10 protein-coding genes are annotated in these 19,626 nt (G+C 39.7%); 9 read left to right on the forward strand and 1 reads right to left on the reverse strand.

What is annotated here, in order from left to right; translation table 11 throughout:
• Positions 1 to 5: 5 nt before the first annotated feature.
• A complete protein-coding gene (locus DBR40_RS11360; protein WP_124559863.1) occupies positions 6 to 2,213 on the forward strand; it encodes an alpha-galactosidase in 2,208 nt (735 codons plus the stop codon).
• A gap of 143 nt (positions 2,214 to 2,356) precedes the next feature.
• On the opposite strand, the gene map is transcribed toward DBR40_RS11360, so the two are convergent.
• Entirely contained in the window at positions 2,357 to 3,157 is an 801-nt protein-coding gene (gene map / locus DBR40_RS11365) for a type I methionyl aminopeptidase (RefSeq protein WP_124559864.1), read from the reverse strand.
• Between the two features lie 756 nt (positions 3,158 to 3,913).
• On the opposite strand from map, the gene DBR40_RS11370 reads away from it, so the two are divergent.
• From DBR40_RS11370 to DBR40_RS11405, 8 genes are all read left to right on the forward strand, one after another.
• A complete protein-coding gene (locus DBR40_RS11370; protein ID WP_124559865.1) occupies positions 3,914 to 6,820 on the forward strand; it encodes a SusC/RagA family TonB-linked outer membrane protein in 2,907 nt (968 codons plus the stop codon).
• Positions 6,821 to 6,829: 9 nt separating this feature from the next.
• Positions 6,830 to 8,458 carry a RagB/SusD family nutrient uptake outer membrane protein gene (locus tag DBR40_RS11375; protein ID WP_124559866.1) on the forward strand — a complete coding sequence of 543 codons (1,629 nt, stop codon included), beginning with the start codon at positions 6,830 to 6,832 and terminating at the stop codon, positions 8,456 to 8,458.
• 108 nt (positions 8,459 to 8,566) lie between these two features.
• Positions 8,567 to 11,656, forward strand: a complete 3,090-nt coding sequence (locus DBR40_RS11380; protein WP_124559867.1) for a SusC/RagA family TonB-linked outer membrane protein — start codon at positions 8,567 to 8,569, stop codon at positions 11,654 to 11,656.
• A gap of 10 nt (positions 11,657 to 11,666) precedes the next feature.
• Positions 11,667 to 13,412, forward strand: a complete 1,746-nt coding sequence (locus DBR40_RS11385) for a RagB/SusD family nutrient uptake outer membrane protein (RefSeq protein ID WP_124559868.1) — start codon at positions 11,667 to 11,669, stop codon at positions 13,410 to 13,412.
• A 358-nt stretch (positions 13,413 to 13,770) separates the two neighbouring features.
• The gene (locus tag DBR40_RS11390; protein ID WP_124559869.1) at positions 13,771 to 15,219 is read left to right on the forward strand and encodes a hypothetical protein; all 1,449 of its coding nucleotides are present in this window, start codon (positions 13,771 to 13,773) and stop codon (positions 15,217 to 15,219) included.
• A gap of 11 nt (positions 15,220 to 15,230) precedes the next feature.
• Positions 15,231 to 16,598 carry a M60 family metallopeptidase gene (locus tag DBR40_RS11395; RefSeq protein ID WP_124559870.1) on the forward strand — a complete coding sequence of 456 codons (1,368 nt, stop codon included), beginning with the start codon at positions 15,231 to 15,233 and terminating at the stop codon, positions 16,596 to 16,598.
• 52 nt (positions 16,599 to 16,650) lie between these two features.
• Positions 16,651 to 18,039: an alpha-L-fucosidase gene (locus tag DBR40_RS11400; protein WP_124559871.1), complete on the forward strand. Its 1,389-nt coding sequence runs from the start codon at positions 16,651 to 16,653 to the stop codon at positions 18,037 to 18,039.
• The gene (locus DBR40_RS11405; RefSeq protein ID WP_124559872.1) at positions 18,039 to 19,625 is read left to right on the forward strand and encodes a beta-N-acetylhexosaminidase; all 1,587 of its coding nucleotides are present in this window, start codon (positions 18,039 to 18,041) and stop codon (positions 19,623 to 19,625) included. Before DBR40_RS11400 ends, DBR40_RS11405 begins: the two co-directional genes overlap by 1 nt.
• The last annotated feature ends 1 nt before the right edge of the window (position 19,626 follow it).

Raw genomic sequence — 19,626 nt, forward strand, 5'->3', positions numbered from 1 at the left:
CACAAATGAAAAAAACAGATCAATTTTCAAATTACTTTAAACCAGGGGTTCTGGCCATTGCCCTTTGCCTGGGCTTTGGCAATTTAAATGCCCAAACCATCATTCCCATAGAAACGGCAAACAATGCCTTAGTATTACAAGCCGGTGCAAATAAAGATGTGAATACCATTTTCTTCGGGAAAAAACTTGCCAATAAGCAAGAATACACGCAAGTTGCCGGTCAGTATAAGCAAACGTCCGATTATACTGGTCAGTTAAATTCGGTTTACACACCATCAGGATCTCGTAACCTGGTAGAACCTGCCATTACAGTTACCCATGCCGACGGCAATAATTCGCTCGATCTTAAATATGTCGATCATACCGTAACTGCTGTTGATGATAATGTAAGCTTGCTGAAAATCAGGCTAAAAGATCCGGTTTACAATTTCGAAGTTACCTTGTTTTACAAATCGTTTTATAAGCAGGATGTAATAGAACAATGGACCGAAATTAAACACAGCGAAAAGGGAGCAGTGGTATTGCATAAATATGCTTCAGCCAACCTGCACTTAAAATCGCCACATTTCTGGTTAAACCAATATCATGGCGATTGGGCAAAGGAAATGCAGCCAGAGCAAAGCGAAATTACCCATGGCATTAAAACATTGGATAGTAAATTGGGAACGAGGGCCAACCTGTTTCAGCCATCGGTTTTTATGATTTCGTTAGATAAACCTGCAGAGGAAAACGAAGGGAGTGTTTTATATGGTGCCTTAGAGTGGAGTGGAAATTTCAAAATTGATCTCGAGCTGGATTATCAGGATAACCTCCGCATTATTGCCGGGATGAACAATTATGCTTCGCCTTATAGCTTAAAGCCGGGAGAAATTTTTGCAACACCTGCATTTTTATACACTTTTTCCGATCAGGGTAAAGGGGCGGCCAGTAGAAAATTGCAGAACTGGGCACGCAACTATAAAATATTGGATGGAAAGGGAGATCGGTTAACCCTCTTAAACAATTGGGAAGCTACTTATTTCGATTTTAATGAACAAAAACTGGCCGAATTATTAAAAGATACCAAAAAATTGGGGGTCGATTTTTTCCTGCTGGATGACGGTTGGTTTGGAAACAAATATCCGCGCAACAGCGATACCGCCGCATTAGGCGATTGGCAGGAGAACAAGCAAAAACTTCCAAATGGTATCAGCTCCTTAATTAAGGAGGCCGATCAGGCAGGTACCCGCTTCGGGATCTGGATTGAACCTGAAATGGTAAGCCCAAAAAGCGAATTGTACGAAAAACACCCTGATTGGGTAGTGAAACAACCTAAACGTCCCGAATATTATTTCAGGCACCAGTTAGAACTCGATTTGTCGAACCCAAAAGTTCAGGATTTCGTTTTCGGTGTGGTTGATGATCTCATGACCAAAAACCCGAAACTGGCTTACATTAAATGGGATTGTAATGCCGTAATTTATAATGCCTATTCTGCACACTTAAAAAATCAATCGCATTTTTACATTGATTATGTAAGGGGATTGTACAGCGTGTTGCAGCGCATCCGGGCTAAATATCCAACTATTCCGATGATGTTGTGCTCTGGTGGTGGTGGTAGGGTAGATTATGGTGCTTTACAATACTTTACCGAGTTTTGGCCGAGTGATAATACCGATCCTTTAGAGCGCATTTTTATGCAATGGGAGTACTCTTATTTTTACCCGGCCATCAGCAGTTCTAACCATGTAACCGATTGGGGTAAACAGCCAATAAAATTTCGTACCGATGTAGCCATGATGGGGAAACTGGGCTTTGATATTGTAGTGAGTAAATTACCACATGAGGAACTTCAGTTCTGTCAGGAGGCTATCAAAAACTATAACGAAGTGAAACCGATTATCTGGCATGGCGAACAATACCGTTTAGCCAACCCACGCACAGGTAGCGTAGCATCGATGTTGTATGTAAATGAACAAAAAACAGAAGCTGTGATTTTTAATTACCTGGTAAATTACCGCTATGAGGAGGGAAGTAAGTACCCTATTAAACTGGCTGGATTAGATGCTGCTAAAAAATACCAGATTAAAGAAATTAACCTTTTTCCGGGTAAAAAATCAACCATTGATAGTACCAAAACTTACACAGGCGATTTTCTGATGAAAGTGGGTTTCAACCCGAATTTGAACAACAACAGAACCAGTGTAGTATTAAAACTGGAAGAAGCGAAATAGCAATATAATATTTAAGAATTGGTTTTAGGCCCGGCAAGAATTGCCGGGCTTTTTTATGGCAAATGTTAGGGGAAACCAACGTACGACATGTTGAATTTATTTTAGCATCTCTCCCTATATTATTTTAACACCTTTAAGGTCTCTTAATAGTAAGAAGTATTCAGGTTCGCATTCGCTTTCTCGGCGGCTTCTATAATCGTATAATCAGAAAGAATTAAGGCTGTACCTTTTTTAACGCAAACATCATGTTCGAAATGAACAGAGGGTTGTCCGTCAGCAGTTCTGATCGCCCAGCCATCTTTATCCAGAAATACATCTTTGGTACCCATGTTAATCATAGGCTCAATAGCCATTACCAGATTTTCTCTTAACATGGTTCCGCTACCTTTGCGGCCGTAGTTCGCCACTTGTGGATCTTCGTGCATACTCTGGCCAAGGCCATGTCCAACCAGATCCCTCACTACGCCATAACCTTGCTTTTCATTATAGTTTTGAATGGCAAATCCGATATCGCCAAGTCGCTTGCCTACAATAGCCTCTTTAATGCCTTCGTAAAGCGATTCTTTGGTTGTTTTAACCAGTTTTAAGATCTCAGGCTTAACCTCACCAATAATAAAGGTATAAGCGTGGTCGCCATGCCAGCCATTTTTAATGGTACCCACATCGACCGAAATAATATCACCATCGCGCAGTTCTTCTTTGCCCGGAATACCATGTACTACCACATCGTTAATAGAGGTGATAATATGGGCCGGAAAACCATTATAATTATAGAATGACGGAACAGCACCATTATCAAGAATAAATTCATTAGCCAGTTTATCAATTTCAAGCGTACTCATGCCTGCTTTTAAAACTTTAGCAACTTCTGTAAGGGTTTGGCTCACCAATAAGGCACTGATTCGCATCAGTTCTACCTGTTCGTCTGTTTTGTATAAAATCATTTGGCGCAAAGGTAACATTATCATTTTGTGTACCGAATTTTCACTTCAAAAGTTTACTCGTTACTGATTAGGGCAAGACATAGGTTGTTAATATGGCCTTTTCTTACCGACTCATATCTCCGAAAAAGATTCAAGTAAAATGCGAAATTTTCCTCTTAAGTAATCATGCACCCCAACCAGATGGTTTTCATGGTTTTTTAGCTGAAAGGCTTCAAAAAGGGGCTTGTTTATGTTTTTTCTACCTTTTTGTTTACAATTTTCATCTTTTTTAATCAGATAATACTCCAGTTTTGATTTAACCAAAAGCACGTAGAACCATATAGATTTTATTTGAAAAAACAGAGCGCCCAATTGTCAAATCGGAATGCTTTGTAAATGATCTTATTTGGCAAACGCTGCGCAAGCTTAACAACCAATTTGCTAACCAAAATAAATTTATGCACAAAAACTAACTAAAGAGACTAACCAATAAAGTCGAATCACGACTTTAAAAATGATACCCAATATCAACAAACCAAATTCAACCAACTAATGAAATTTAACCCTGATCAGGGGATTATGCCGATTTGCATATACCCGCACTTTCAATCTGCTATTTACAAGAACAGAATCAAATCTGCTGATTCGTATGCCTTAAGCATAGCTAGAATTCATACAACAGTAAATACTGACAAATAATTAGGCTAGCAGAATTTACGCCTGTGCGTACTCTTGCAGGGCAAAATTAAATTGATCAATAAAATAAATTTATTTTAAATGAACAGAACATATACTTTGATTATAAAACGGATGACTCTGTTTGGAGTGATATTATTTTTTGCAAACAGCGCTGATGTTTTGGCATTTCCAAGTCTTGCTAATTCTTTAGGAAATAAGAAATTTCAGGTGCCGTTAGCGACCGCGAAGAAAAATAAACAAATTCCCAACGATTCATTATCGAAATTAAGAGATTCTTTAAGAACTAGATTAAAGAATTCTATAGATGTAACCTTGCCTGATAGCGATGTTCCGGTCTTATTTGGAACACAAAAAAATGTAAAGAAGATTCAATCTTCGGCAACGATAAGCGGGGAAGAACTTAAGAGTTTTCCTACGCCGCAGGTTGGTTTAATGCTTTACGGAAAATTGCCCGGCTTGTACGTAGTGCAAAATAATTTCCAATTAGGGTCTGATGAGCCAATTCTATCGTTAAGAGGAAGATCTCCTTTGGTGGTTATTGATGGTGTTCCACGCTCGTATTTAAGTATTGATCCGGAACAAATAGAAAGCATTTCCGTAATAAAGGATGCTTTAGGGACTGGATTGTATGGCATGAAGGCTGCTGATGGGGTGTTATTGATAACCACAAAACGTGGTGCAAATATGCCTAAACAAATAACCTTTACCAGTCAATATGGTATTCAGCAGCAAATAGATAGGCCTAAATTTTTGGATGCTTTTAATTATGCCACTTTATTTAATGAGGCATTAGCAAATGATGGCCGGCAAGCCATTTATACGGCGTCTGATTTGGATAAGTATAAAAATGGTACGAGCCCGTTTACGCACCCGAATGTAAACTGGACCGATGAGATTTTAAAGGCAACAGCACCTGTAAGCAGGCAAAATCTTAATTTAAGAGGGGGTACTAAAAAGGTAAGGTATTTTGTAGACCTCGACTATTTGAGCCAAAGTGGTTTTTTGGCTACAGATCCATCCATAAATACTTATGAAACAAACAATAGTTTCAAGCGCTTCTCTTTCAGGAGTAACATCGATGTAGATTTAACCAATAGTACAACACTTAGCGTAAGCTTATTTGGTAGAATAAGAAACAGTAATCAACCAGGCGCTACGGTAGCCAGCATTTATAGTGCGCTATTAACTACACCTAATAATGCCTATCCGAAATTTAATGAAAATGGTTCGCTAGGTGGAAATACCGAATTTCAGAATAACCTGTATGGTATGGCCATCAAATCGGGCTATAGACCATCGGTAAATAGAAATTTAGGGGCAGATATCTCATTAATGCAAAAGCTCGATACCTTTTTACCAGGCTTATATGCAAGTGGTGCAATATCTTTCAATTCGTACTACAACGAAAATATAAACAGGAGCAAATCTTTTGCAGTATATTCTCCGGTAGTAAACCCGGTAACAAACCAAACTACTTATAAAGCAATAGGTGGCGACGGTACGCAATCTAATAGTTCTTCTCCTACAGATTTAAACCAACAAATATTTTCGCGTTTTGATCTGGGTTATGATAAAATAATTGATAAAAATACTTTCAAGGGCCAGCTATTATTCATTAGAGATAGTTACGTTTTAGGCGGTAATTTATCGCAGGTTAATCAATCGGTAGGCGGGCGTTTTAACTACGATTACGACAATAAGTATTTGCTCGAAATTGCCACATCGTACATGGGTTACGACCGGTATAAAAAAGGAGATCAGTGGGGTCTTTTTCCTTCAGTTGGTTTAGGCTGGAATATGGCCAACGAAAATTTCTTTGCTAATTTAAAAAACACCATTAATACTTTAAAATTGAGAGCTTCTTATGGTTTAACAGCCACAAATGCAGCTGCTGGTTATTTTCAATACCTGCAAAATTTTGATAATGGCGATACATTTTACAGTAGAAATCCGCTAACAAGTTCTAATACAAAGGATGAAGGAACACTGGCTAACCCAAATATTACCTGGGAGAAAGCAAAGAAACTTAACGTTGGTATTGATGTTTCCTTGCTAAAAGATAAAGTATGGTTTACTGCAGATTATTATAAAAATAATTACTACGATTTGTTGCAAATCAGGAGAACAAATGCAAGTGCTGTAATAGGAGCTGTTTTACCGCAAGAAAATATTGGGAAAAACCAATATTCGGGAGTTGAGCTTGGTGTTGGATATCAGGATCAAATAAACAGCTTTAAGTATTTTATTTCTGCAAATGGTAGTTGGAATGCTAGTAAGGTAATATTTAACGATGAGCCTTTTAGAAAAAATGCTTACGAATATAGAACCGGACAACCTGTAGGGCAAACCTTTGGTTACATAGCAGATGGTTTTTATAATAATACCAGCGAAATTAACAACGGCCCAAAGGTTGATGGCTATCTTCCGGTTCCCGGCGATTTAAAATATAAAGATTTAAATAACGACGGTATCATTAATACCTATGATATGACTGCAATTGGCAGTACTAAACCCGTTTTTTACTATGGTGTAACAGGGGGCTTTAATTTCAAAGGATTTGATTTCTCGTTTACCTTAAACGGTACTGCAAATAGAAACGTGTATTACAATTTCGCCAATTTTGCATCTACAGGTGCGGGTGCCGGCTACGGACAAGCGCTAGAAAGCAGTTTACAAAGATGGACACCAGCTACGGCGTTGCAGGCACAATATCCACGTTTAAGTGTGGGGATTAACCCAAATAACAATCAAATATCTTCTTTTTGGGTTAAAAATGGCAACTACCTAAGGTTAAGGAATGTAGAAGTAGGTTATAGTTTGCCTGGTAGCTTAATCAAAGTAATCGGACTTACCAATGTCAGGTTATTTGCCAATGGACTTAATCTGTTAACCTCGACAAATTTAGATGGGGTAGATCCGGAAGTGTTGATTGGAAATGTGCCCAATCAGCGGATATTCAATTTTGGTGTTAACATTCAGTTTTAAATCTTGATTATGAATAATTATAAAAAATACTTCGCTATAATCTGCTTGTTATTTGCTTTTGGCTGTTCGAAAAGATTCGAAGCAGAGCCTTTAGACCGGATAACAGGGGATTTAATTTTTGATCCGGTTGATAAGAATGCCGACTATGCAAAACAATTTTTAAACGGAACCTATCTCTTGTTACCCGATTGGTATAACAGGATAGATGGCAGCTTTTTAGATGCCGGAACAGACGATGCGGTGCCTTCGAGGATTGGTACACAGGCCGAGTTTTATCGTACCGGCAGAATATCATCTACAACACTTCCTGATGATGTTTGGAGTAGGAATTATCTGGGCATAAGAAGAGCTAATCTTTTTTTAAGCAAAATTGATGTAGTACCAACTACTGCGGTGCTAAAAACACAATTTAAAGCTGAAGCAAGATTTTTGAGGGCCTATTTTTACTTCGAAATGGTTAAGCGTTGGGGCGGTGTACCTTTAATTGGCGATAAGGTATATACCATTAATGACAATATAAATGTGCCAAGAAATACCCTGGATGAATGTTATGCCTATATCGTTGCTGAGTTAGACGCCATAAAAAACGATCTGTTGCCATACGGCATTACCGATGGAGATTGGGGCAGGGCGAATATAGGAGCTGCAATGGCACTAAAATCGAGAGTGCTTTTGTATGCTGCCAGCCCTTTAAGCAATCCAACAAATAATACGCAGAAATGGACTTTGGCCGCACAGGCAGCTGCGGATGTTAAAGCATTAGGTTATACCCTGGTAACCGATTGGATTGCCAATTTCAATGCCACTAAAAATACCGAGTTTATTTTTATTAAACAGAACGCATTAAATACAAATATCGAAATCAATAATGGGCCAATAGGATATTTACAGGGTGTTGGATTAACCAGTCCGTCGCAAAACCTGGTAGATGCGTTTTTGATGCTTGATGGAAAGGCGATTTCTGATGCAGGATCGACATACGATCAGAACAACCCTTATCTAAACAGAGATCCAAGGTTAACGGCAACCATTATGCATAATGGCAAAAATTGGCTGAGCAGACCAGTTGAAACATTTGAGGGTGGACAAGATAAGCCCGGAGGAAACAGAACGCAAACCAGAACCGGTTATTACCTCAGAAAATTCATGGGGAAATTTGAAACTTCTACAACATACACAAACCAGGCACATCATGTAATCTTATTCAGGTATGCCGAAATTTTATTAAACCACGCAGAAGCTTTAAATGAGTCGGGTGGCCCGGTTGCAGATATCGTTAACAACCTGGTTTTAATTAGAAAAAGAGCAGGTATTCTTCCAGGTAGCAATAATCTTTACGGCTTATCGCTCACACTGAGCAAAGACGAATTGCGTAAAATAATTCAAAACGAGCGCCGTATAGAATTTGCTTTTGAAGAGCATAGAACCTGGGATTTGAGAAGGTGGAAGCTTGCTGAAATTGAATTAAATAAACCAGTTAGAGGTGTGCAGATTATCAAAAACGGAACGACCTTATCTTACAGCTATTTCAATGCTGCCAATGCTGTTTTCGATACTAAAATGTATTGGTACCCTATACCACAGGCCGAAATATTAAGCAATAACAAAATGGTTCAAAATCCAGGATGGTCTAATTAGTAAGGAGCATCATTAAAAAATAATGGAACCATCACGATTTTTTCGAATCGTATAGATGAAATAAAATCATGATGGCTTCATCGCCGATAAAAAAGAAACTATATACAGATGAAAAAAATACTGAATATAATATTGCTTGTGCTGATAACTAATTTAGTTTATGCCCAAACGAAAGTTGTACGGGGTGTTGTTGTAGATGATAAGGGTACAACACTAATTGCCACAACAGTTACCGAAGAAGCAAACCCGAAGAACATCGTAATCACCAATACCAGTGGCGCTTTTAACATAAAAGTTGGCGCAAACAGTACCAGGTTAATTATAAGTTCTATAGGTTACATTAAAAAAGTGGTTACCATTACCAACCAACCATTAAATATTGTTTTAAAAGAAGATAATTCAAATTTAAACGAAGTGGTTGTGGTTGGTTTTACACCACAAAAGAAGATAACCAATGCCGGGGCAACCAGTACCGTATCTGGTAAAGAATTAAGGCAGAGCCCAACCGCAAGTTTTCAAAATGCACTGGCAGGTAGACTACCCGGTTTATTCCAACAGCAAACCAGCGGTCAGCCAGGTGCCGATGCAGCTAATATTTACATTCGTGGGGTAAGTACTTATACGGGTGCTTCTAACAGACCTTTGGTCATTGTCGATGATGTAGAATATCCTTACGAGCAGTTAAGCCAGTTAAGTTCTAATGAAATCGAAACGGTTTCCATTTTAAAAGATGCCTCTTCAACAGCTATATACGGTATTAAGGGTGCTAATGGAGTAATTGCGATTACGACAAGAAGAGGTACATTTTCTGCTCCGAAAATTACGTTTAGAAGTGATTTTGGTTTGCAAATGCCAACTATAAGAAGAAAACCGCTCGATTCTTACAACGCATTAACCTTATTAAAAGAACAAGAGGTAAATGAAGGAAGAGATCCTAACCTCACTTATCCCGGTCTGGTTACCGACGAAGCCTTGAATCATTTTAAATTGGGCGATGACCCATATCGCTACCCGAGTGTAAAATGGTACGATGAAGTAATGCGCAAAAGTGCTTTGCAGCAAAGCAATAATATTGATATCGTTGGGGGTACACAAAATTTAAAGTATTTCGTGGCATTGGGCAACCTTAATCAAAACGGTATTTTAAAAGAGATCCAAAAAGACGAAAACTTTAACAGTAACTATTATTTAAAAAGATACAATATCAGATCGAATGTTGATTTAAATGTAACCAAAACACTAACATTAAAGTTAGATCTTTCGGCCAGGTTTAATGAAATTAATGAACCAAACCTGCCAGATGTTCTTGCCGGCGGTGCTATTTCTATTTGGAGAAGATTAAGTAGCGGGCTTTTAAACCCATGGAACTATCCTGTAAAAAATGAAGATGGAAGCTATGGAGGTAGAAAATCTGCTACATTAAATCCAGTTGGTATTTTACAATATGCAGGTTATAACAGAAGATACAGTAATAACCTTAACTTAAACTTAAAGGCCAATCAGAATTTAGATTTTTTAACCAAAGGCCTTGCTGCAAGGGTAATTTTAGCCTACACCAATAATGTAGAGTTTAACCGCTCGTTAACAAGAGGACGTTTCCCAACTTATGCGTACCTGCCAGGTTCTGATGTTTTAGATCCTGTTTTTCCTGAGTTAAGCAGGTTAGACCCTTTAACTGCGTCTACTGCATTCGATGCCAATGTATCTGCTTATCCGCTTCGCAAAATCAATGCACAAGGTATTTTAGATTATAACCGCCAGTTCGGAGACCATAATTTATACGGTCTGATTGTTTATAACCAGTTGGCTGATATTTCGGGATCAAACATTCCTGCAAATTTCAGAGGGTATTCTGCAAGGGTAGGATACAATTACAAATCGAAGTATATTTTCGAATTAAACGGCGCATATAATGGTACCGATAGGTTTAAAGCCAATAAAAGAAATGGCTTGTTTCCAGCGGTAAGTGTTGCCTGGAACATTAGCGAAGAACCTTTCTTTAAAAAAGCGCTTCCATTTATCAACTACATGAAATTCAGAAGCTCGCTGGGTACTGTTGGTTCGGATGATTTTCCGAATACTTACCGCTATATCTACGAAGAAATTTATAATGCCCCGTCAACAGCTGCAAACTCTTATTGGTTTGGCGAGAATAATACCCTGCAGTATGGAATTACGCCTGGTGCCCTCGCAAACGAAGATGTAAGGTGGGAACAGGAGCGTAAGCTGGATATTGGTACCGATATTAAATTGCTGAATAGTAAACTAGGGATAACCTTCGATTATTTTAATCACAAGAGGTACGATATTTTAACAGTTAGGGAAACGGTTCCTAATTTCTCTGGTATTACATTGCCTCCGGTAAATTTGGGTATCGTAAATAATAAAGGTTTTGAACTCGATCTTTCTTACCAAAATAAGCTATCAGAAAACTTCTCTTATTTTGTTAAAGGGAACATTTCCATCTATAAGAACAAAATCATTTATCGCGATGAACCTTACAACCAGGGTAATCCATTGCTGATGCGTACCGGCAGGCCTATTGGTCAGATTTATGGCTATACAAACATTGGTTTCTACAACGATGCTGCCGATATCGCCAATAGTCCAACATCTGTTGGTAGGGCAGTTAAGCCAGGCGATTTGAAATATGCCGATATCAATAACGACGGAAAGATCGATCAGAGCGATATTGGTCCAATTGGTAATCCCAATATTCCTCAAATAAATTATGGTTTTTCTTTGGGAACAAGCTACAAAGGCTTTGATATATCTGTGCTTTTTCAAGGCGCTGCAAAGGGAAGTTTAAGTGCTTCAACCATGTTCCAGATAGGAAATGTTAATGGTACCCCATCCGAAATACATTTAAGCAGATGGACACCCGAAACCAAAGAAACCGCACTGTTGCCACGTTTAGGTGGTGCCAATTTCGATCAGTCTACGTTTTGGTTACGTCCAACGGATTATATCAGGCTTAAGAACGTTGAACTGGGTTATAACTTTGATAATAAACTGGTAAGTAAAATCGGTTTATCAAGCGCAAGGATTTACGGAAGCGCGGCAAACCTGATTACCTGGTTTAAACTGAAAATTTATGATGTAGACCCTGAGTCTATAAATTCTACAGGAACAGTAGAGGCCTACTCATCTTATCCTCAACAAAAAATTGTAAACCTCGGCTTACAGGTAACATTTTAATCATAAGAAAATGAAAAATATTAATTATTTAAAAACCCTAATGTTTGTAGGCTTATTAGCCATGGGGGCTGCTGCCTGCAAAAAAACTGATAGCAGTAGTTTTTTGGATAAAACAGATGTGGGGCAGCTTAATGAGGCTACTGTATTTGCAGATAGTTTATTAACATTCCGCTTTTTAACAGGTATTTACACCGGCCTGGCAGGAACATATTACCTGGATAATGGCTTAACCGGTGGCGGCTTATGGTCGTACAGCGATGCATCCGACGATTCGGATATCGTATGGAGCGGCGCTACTGCACAAATAGCGCCTGCATTTAATTCGGCAACCTTTCAAAGTCAGGCCGATTTTAGCCGGTTCAAAAATCACTGGAACAACTGTTACAACAACATCAGGCGTGCGAATGTTTTTCTTGCAAATGTAGATAGATCTCCAATTTCGGCAGCCAGAAGGGCAACGCTGAAGTTAGAAGCCAGGTTTTTGAGGGCTTATTATTACTGGCATTTGCTACGTAATTATAGCGGTGTTCCGGTTATTGGTGATAAAGTGTATGCAATTACAGATGATTTCGGTTTGGCCAGATCTACATTTGCTGAAACGGTAAATTACATTGTTAGCGAACTGGATGCTTGTGCTGCTTTACCTGTAACCACAAAAATTGAAGATTTCGGACGCCCAACCAAGGGTGCTGCATTGGGTTTAAAATCAAAAGTTTTACTTCTGGCTGCAAGTCCGCTGTTTAATGGGCAAAATCCGGGTACTGGTACCAATAAAAGCCTGGCAGGTTACGATAATTTAGATAACAACAGGTGGAAACTCGCTGCCGATGCTGCAAAAGCAGTAATGGATATGGGGATTTACAGCTTAGTTAAAGATAATACCACTGCTCCGGGTTATGGCTATTATCAGATGATGATTACCAGAAATACGCCTGAACATATATTTCAGGTAATGAAATCGACAAACAGATGGTACGAAGGTTTTCTGCTTCCGGTTTCCCGCGGCGGACAGGCTTATTCCTATCCAACGCAAGAGTTGGTTGACACTTATCCAATGAAAAATGGCAAAAACATTAAAGAAGCTGGATCGGGTTATGTAGAAGCAGATATGTATAAAGACAGAGATCCCCGTTTTTATTACTCTATATTATACGATGGCAGTTTGTGGTTAAACAACACCACTAATACCAAAACTGTAGTGAATTTATATGCCAATGCCCCTGGCGATGGTTTAGGGACTTCGGGTTCTACTAAAACCGGCTATTTATACCGCAAATTCTGTCACGAAGGTGCTGGTGGCAATTTTGGTATATCCAATAACATTGGTTTGGTTGCCATCAGATACGCCGAAATACTACTCAGCTATGCCGAAGCACTTAACGAATTTAGCGGGCCGGGTACAGAAGTATATCAGGCTGTAGAGCAAATTAGGGAAAGAGCTGGTTTAGTTCCGTTTCAATTGCCTTTAGGACTTACTAAAGAGCAAATGAGAGAGGTAATTAGAAATGAAAGAAGGGTAGAGCTAACCTACGAAGAAGCAATCAGGTTCTTCGATATCAAAAGATGGAAACTGGCAGAAACTTTAATAAACGGTCCAGCTGGCGGCATGAGGTGGACGCGTAGCGGATCGACTGTTACCGGTGCCCGTTTTTCTTTCGAAACCAGAAGATTTACAAATCCTCAAATGTATTATTTCCCCATTCCACAATCAGAGATTAATAAAAGTGCGGTGCTGATCCAAAACCCGGGTTGGTAAGGGATCGGTTTTCAGTTAGCAGTTTTAAGTTGATAATTAACAATTGTCGAGTCGTTTACAATTAACCAATTGCAACAATTAAACAGTTAACCTATTTACTCAGTTTTTAGTTCGCAATGACGTGTGTGCAACAACGTATAGGTTAAAGTCCACCGTCATTGCTTACGAAAGCAATTGGAATATGGAAACAATGCTTTTGAATAAACAATACATTGGAAAAAGCTTTACCGTTGAGTCGTAAAGCATTACAAACAGGGAGAAAAGATGGGACGGGTATTAAAATTTACTTTTTAGGAATTATTAAAACAATTACGAATGAAATACAACTAAATAATCCATAACCTAAACCACTTAAACAATGAAAAACACCAAACAAATTTGCCTGGCCCTGCTCTTTACTGCTTCGAGCGGCATTTTAATGAGCGGCTGCAAAAAAGCACCTGTTGCAGAACCACAAGCAACAACGCTGGCAAAACCAAACACATTGGCATTAGGCTCGGGAACCACTCCGCCGAGCTTTGTTACCAATACCAAAAATTTAAACATTGTAATGTTCGTGCCTACAGATAATCCGGCACTATCCGATTACAAAACCAGATTAACCGGTTTAATGGTTCATTTTCAGAGCTGGTTTCATACCGAAATGTTAAGGTATGGATACGACAAGTACATGGGACTATCTAAAATCGATTCGACCGGATTGGTCAGGTTTATTGAAATCCCGGCAGCGGGCCCACAGGCAGATTATCCTTATTCTTCGAGCGTATCGGCAACCAAAATCTTAAACGAAATTGCGGCCTACAAAGCTACACATGCATCAGAATTTTCAAATTCGAGCCACACACTTATTCTATTGCCACAAAGAACAGATGTTGCTGCCGGTGATCAACCCTTTTATGGTTATGGCAAAAACTGTTTTGCCGTTGATAATGCAAATATGGCAGTCGATAAAATTCCAAATCCAAGCTCCAATTATCTAGGTGGAATGTTGCACGAATTGGGACATGGTTTAAACTTACCACACGATCACGCCAAATATGCTTCCGAACAACCAACGTTGGGTACTTCATTAATGGGGTCGGGTAATGTTTCATTTAGTAAAGGACAGCCTACTTTTTTAACTGAAGTTGATGCTGCAATCCTAAACAGAAACGAAATTTTCCAGGATCCATTGCCACTCGAAATCCCTTATGAGGCTGCAACCACAACAATTAGTGCCAATGCTTCATTTAACAGTACCAATCAAACAATTAACTTATCTGGTAGTTTTACCAGCGATAAAGAGGTTAGTGATGTATTAGTTTACCTCGATCCAAATGTGAATAACGAAGGGGTAGGCACCAATAAAGATTATAATGCAGTAACCTGGCGATTTAACCCGGGGGCAAGTCAAACTCTTTCCGGATCTATGCCATTAAGTGAACTTTATTATAAAAATAATGAGACTTATGAGTTAAAAGCTAAATTGCTGCTAAAAAACGGCAATACGATAACCCAAACGTATTTATTCTCGTTCCTGAACGGTGTACCGCAAATAGGAGCTAACGGATCGGCTAGTTTTTTCCCGAATACCAGTTATACCGGCACTGCTGTATCGTTGCCAGTTGGCAATTATACCACCGCCGATCTAATTAGTTTGGGTATTGGTAATAATACCGTTTCATCAGTAAAGGCTAGTCTCGGTGTAAAGGTAATTATGTACGATGGCGACAATTTTACCGGTAGCAGCTATGAGGTTACCTCCCAAATTTGGTATATGCCTACCTTTAATGATAAAGCCTCATCAATTAAAGTAATAGCCCTGTAAACTAAACCGATATGAAAAAGATATATCCCTTAAGCTTACTAAGCTTAGCTTTCTTACTGTTGGTTGCGGCTTGCAAAAAGGCAAATACAGAGAACGATAGTCAAACATTTTCGTTAAAAAATAAGATTTCAGCCACTGGCCCGGTATCGGGTATGGTGGCTCCCGTAACCCAAACGTATACCGAAAATGTAGGCAGTCAGGCTGTGGCTAACCGGTTAATCCAGTCGAACCACAACGAAATGCTGCCAACCGGTTATTATGTTGCCGCAAACGATTCTATTTATGTTACAGTTGCTCAGGTAAGCGGCACCCGTTTACCTCAACTGGTATTGGGTACACCTTTTAGAGATAACATCAGGCCCGTGCGTACCTATTATACTTTGCAGGTGGGTTTAAATAAAATTAAAGCTGATCAATATGGCGGAATGGCCTGGGTGAAATATGTAAGCAGTGCAACTCCGGCTGCTTCGGCAAGCCTGAGTTTTGGCAAAGGTTTTAAACCAGTACCTTATTTTAAGAAAAATGTAACCAGCCATGCCGATTGGTTAACCATGCTCGATAGTTTGAGTAATGTACCAGATGTTATCATCGAAACCGACCGTGCACTTGTAGTGGCGCGAAGAGACGATGCCATTACCTACAAAACCGACGATCAGCAGGTGTTGAGCACCAAAATTGACCAGGTTGTTGATGCCGAAGATGCCTTTAGCGGTATAGACGGATCGACCGCATTGCACACTAAAGGACCTTATAAATACCTCATTACCGTTAAAGATCCGGCAAATTCGGGCGATTATATGGCAGCGGGAATCGGTATTTTTTACATCCGTTCTTTAACCTACCGCATTTTGCAAAATGCCAATGTAAGTGGTGTTTCGGGCTGGGGCTTATGGCACGAAGTTGGGCACATTCATCAACAAGGCCCGTGGACCTGGACCGGCTTAACTGAGGTTACAGTTAACCTGTATGCTTTGGCTGCTGAAAGGTATTTTGCCGTTACGCCATCCCGGATGAACCGCGATGGGAAATGGACTTCTGTTGATAATTATTTTGCTATTGCACAGGCTAGCCGTAATTTTAACGGCACCATTACCAATGCCAATGATGTGAGGCTGGGCATGTTTTATCAGTTATGGATGGCCTATGGCGATAGTTTTTATATTGCCCTGCATAAACAAACCCGTACCGAAAACCCTTCGCTAACAACTGATGCGGCAAAAATGCGTTATTTTATGTTGAAAGCCTGTTCAATCAGTGGTAAGGATTTGAGCGACTTTTTTAAGAAATGGGGGCTTCCAGTAACACAGTCTGTATATGATGAAATAACTGCCTTGGGATTACCTGCACCAGCAACTGATTTGACAACTTTAAGAGATTAAAATTTAATACCTTACACTCCGGAAGCATTTTCCGGAGTGTAAAATATTACAAATGAAAAAAATATATCTGTTTACTTTATTCATGTTGTGCCAGACCTTGAGACTATTGGCACAATCCGGTCCGATTGATCAGTTTAGGGCCTATAAATTTGGCATGTTCCTGCATTGGGGATTGTATGCCCAAACTGCCGGCGACTGGAAAAACCATATCGTAAAAGGAGGTGAACATTTTATGCTGTACGAGCGTATTCCGGTAAACGAGTATGCTACTATTGCCAATCAATTCAATCCAATAAAATTCGATGCCGATGCCTGGGTTAAACAGGCTAAAGCTGCCGGAATGAAATATGTTGTGTTTACAGCAAAACACCACGATGGTTTTGCGATGTACAATTCGGCCAGCAGCGATTACAATATTGTAAAACGGAGTCCGTTTAAACGCGACCCGGTTGCAGAGCTGGCCAAAGCCTGCAAAAAATATAATTTAATGCTTTGCCTGTATTACTCTTTGGGCAGAGATTGGCAAGATCCTGATGTACCAACCAACTGGCCGGTAAAGGCCGGAAGAAGCAACACCTGGGATTATCCGAATGAAGACGGAAAGGTTTTTAACCGTTATTTTGAAAGAAAGGTTAAACCGCAAATTACAGAGCTATTGAATAATTATGGTCCCATTGGCGTACTTTGGTTTGATACGCCAGAGTTAATCAGTAAAAGCGAAAGTGCCGAACTAAAAGCACTTGTTCATAAATTACAACCCAATTGTTTGGTAAACAACCGCATTGGAAATGGTTTAGGCGATTTTTCGATTTCAGAGCAATCTTTAACACCATCATCAAAAAAAGCATGGGAATCGTGCTTAACCATTGGCAAAAACTGGGGCTATAACCGGCACGATAGTACCTGGAAATCGCCCGAAGTATTGGTGCGCCATTTGGTAGAAGTGGTAGCGAACGGTGGCAACCTTTTATTAAACATTGGTCCACAAGGCGATGGTACATTTCCGGATTGGACTACGGCAAGATTAAACGCAATAGGCGGGTGGATGAAAACCAACCACGAAGCCATTTATGGTACACAACCCTGGCTGGCAGTTAAGGAAAGCACTGCAACCGCTGAAGAAAGCAGCACCATTGAAGCCAGTAAAAACGCTACTAAAGATGCTGTTTTTGATGGCACACCGCAAACTATCGCACCAGATGTATATTACACAGCGAAAGGTAAAGTTATTTATGTGTTTTTGAGAAGCTGGCTAACACCACAGGTAATATTGAAACAGATCAATAACCAAACCGCATCTGTAAAAGACATTAGCCTGTTGGGCAGCAAAAAGAAAATTAAATGGACTGGTACAAATCAGGAGTTGAAGCTGGATTTGCCTGCTGATTTTAAAAATATAACCGATGTACCAGTTTACGTGTTAAAAATAACTACCAATTAATGAAATTACTTGTTCTGGCCCTTTCGTTTTTTACTACTGTTGCATTTGCCCAGGTTGGCAACATTATCCCCATGCCCGATAAATATGTTAAAGGCAACGGCTTTTTTGTGTTGAATAACAGCAGTACCATTAGCTACAATAATAATCAGTTAAAAACAATAGCCTACTATTTTCAAAATGAGCTGTTGAGCCAAAAGGGTATTGTGGTACAGCGGCAAATTAAAGCGGCAAATATTGCGCTTGTGCTTAAACCGAATGCGAAAAATACCGATTCGAGTGCTTACCAGCTGGATATAAAACCTGATCAGGTTACCATTTCGGCCAGTCACCCAAACGGCGTTTTTTATGGCGTAATTTCGTTATTGCAAATGGCGCTTACCAGTAAAAATAATCAGATCGAGGCAGCAGAAATCAGTGATGCGGCAGCTTACGGCTGGCGCGGCTTCATGCTCGACGAATCGCGCCATTTTTTTGGTAAACAAAAGGTAAAATCGATTTTAAACTGGATGGCCTTTTACAAACTCAACACCTTTCACTGGCATTTAACCGATGAACCAGGCTGGCGCTTAGAAATTAAGAAATATCCAAACCTGGCACTTATCGGCGGAATTGGCGATTATTTAAATCCCGGTTTACCGGCTCAGTTTTATACCCAGGCCGATATTAAAGAAATTGTGGCTTATGCTGCAGAACGATACATCAAGGTAATCCCCGAAATTGATATGCCAGGTCACGCAACAGCAGCCAACAAGGCTTATCCCGAATTTTCGGGCGGTGGCTCAGCTGGGCACCCTGAGTTTACCTTTAACCCCGGTTTAGAAAAAACGTACAGTTACCTAACCGATATATTAAAAGAAACCAATGTACTTTTTCCTGCCGGTATGATCCACCTAGGGGGCGACGAAGTGAGCTATGGCAACGAAAAATGGAAAAGCAATGCCGATATATTAAAACTACGTGAGCGTGAAAAGCTTAATAATGATACAGAAGTAGAGCAATATTTCATGAAACGCATGGCAGATTCGCTTTACAGCCTCCGTGCCAAAGCAATTTTTTGGGATGAAATGGTTGATGTTAACGTGCCAAAAGAAAAAACAATTATCTTCTGGTGGCGGCATGATAAGCCAGCCCAGTTGCGTACAGCACTTACTAAAGGCTATCAAACTGTTTTATGTCCAAGACTACCGCTTTATTTCGATTTTGTGCAGGATAGTACCCATCAGTACGGCCGCAAATGGAATAAATTATATAACCCGATTGAGCAGGTATATCAGTTCGATGCACGCAGTTTTGCTGCAGATGCAAAAGAACAAAAGCTCATTTTAGGTATTCAGGCCGACCTTTGGACCGAAACCGTGGATGGTGATTTTCGCCTGGATTATTTACTCTTTCCACGTATTGCTGCACTGGCTGAAGCCGCCTGGACCAAAAACTCCCGTAAAGATTTTACTGTATTCAGCAACAGCTTAAAACCACATTTAACCCTTTATGGCCAGGCAGGTTTGTACTATTACAATCCTTCCAAACCGCTGCAAAACCCCGAATTGCCTGTAAAAAGGAAGAAGCCTTTAAACTATAAAGATTAAA

The sequence above is a fragment of the Pedobacter sp. KBW01 genome, from assembly GCF_003852395.1.
GTDB lineage: Bacteria > Bacteroidota > Bacteroidia > Sphingobacteriales > Sphingobacteriaceae > Pedobacter.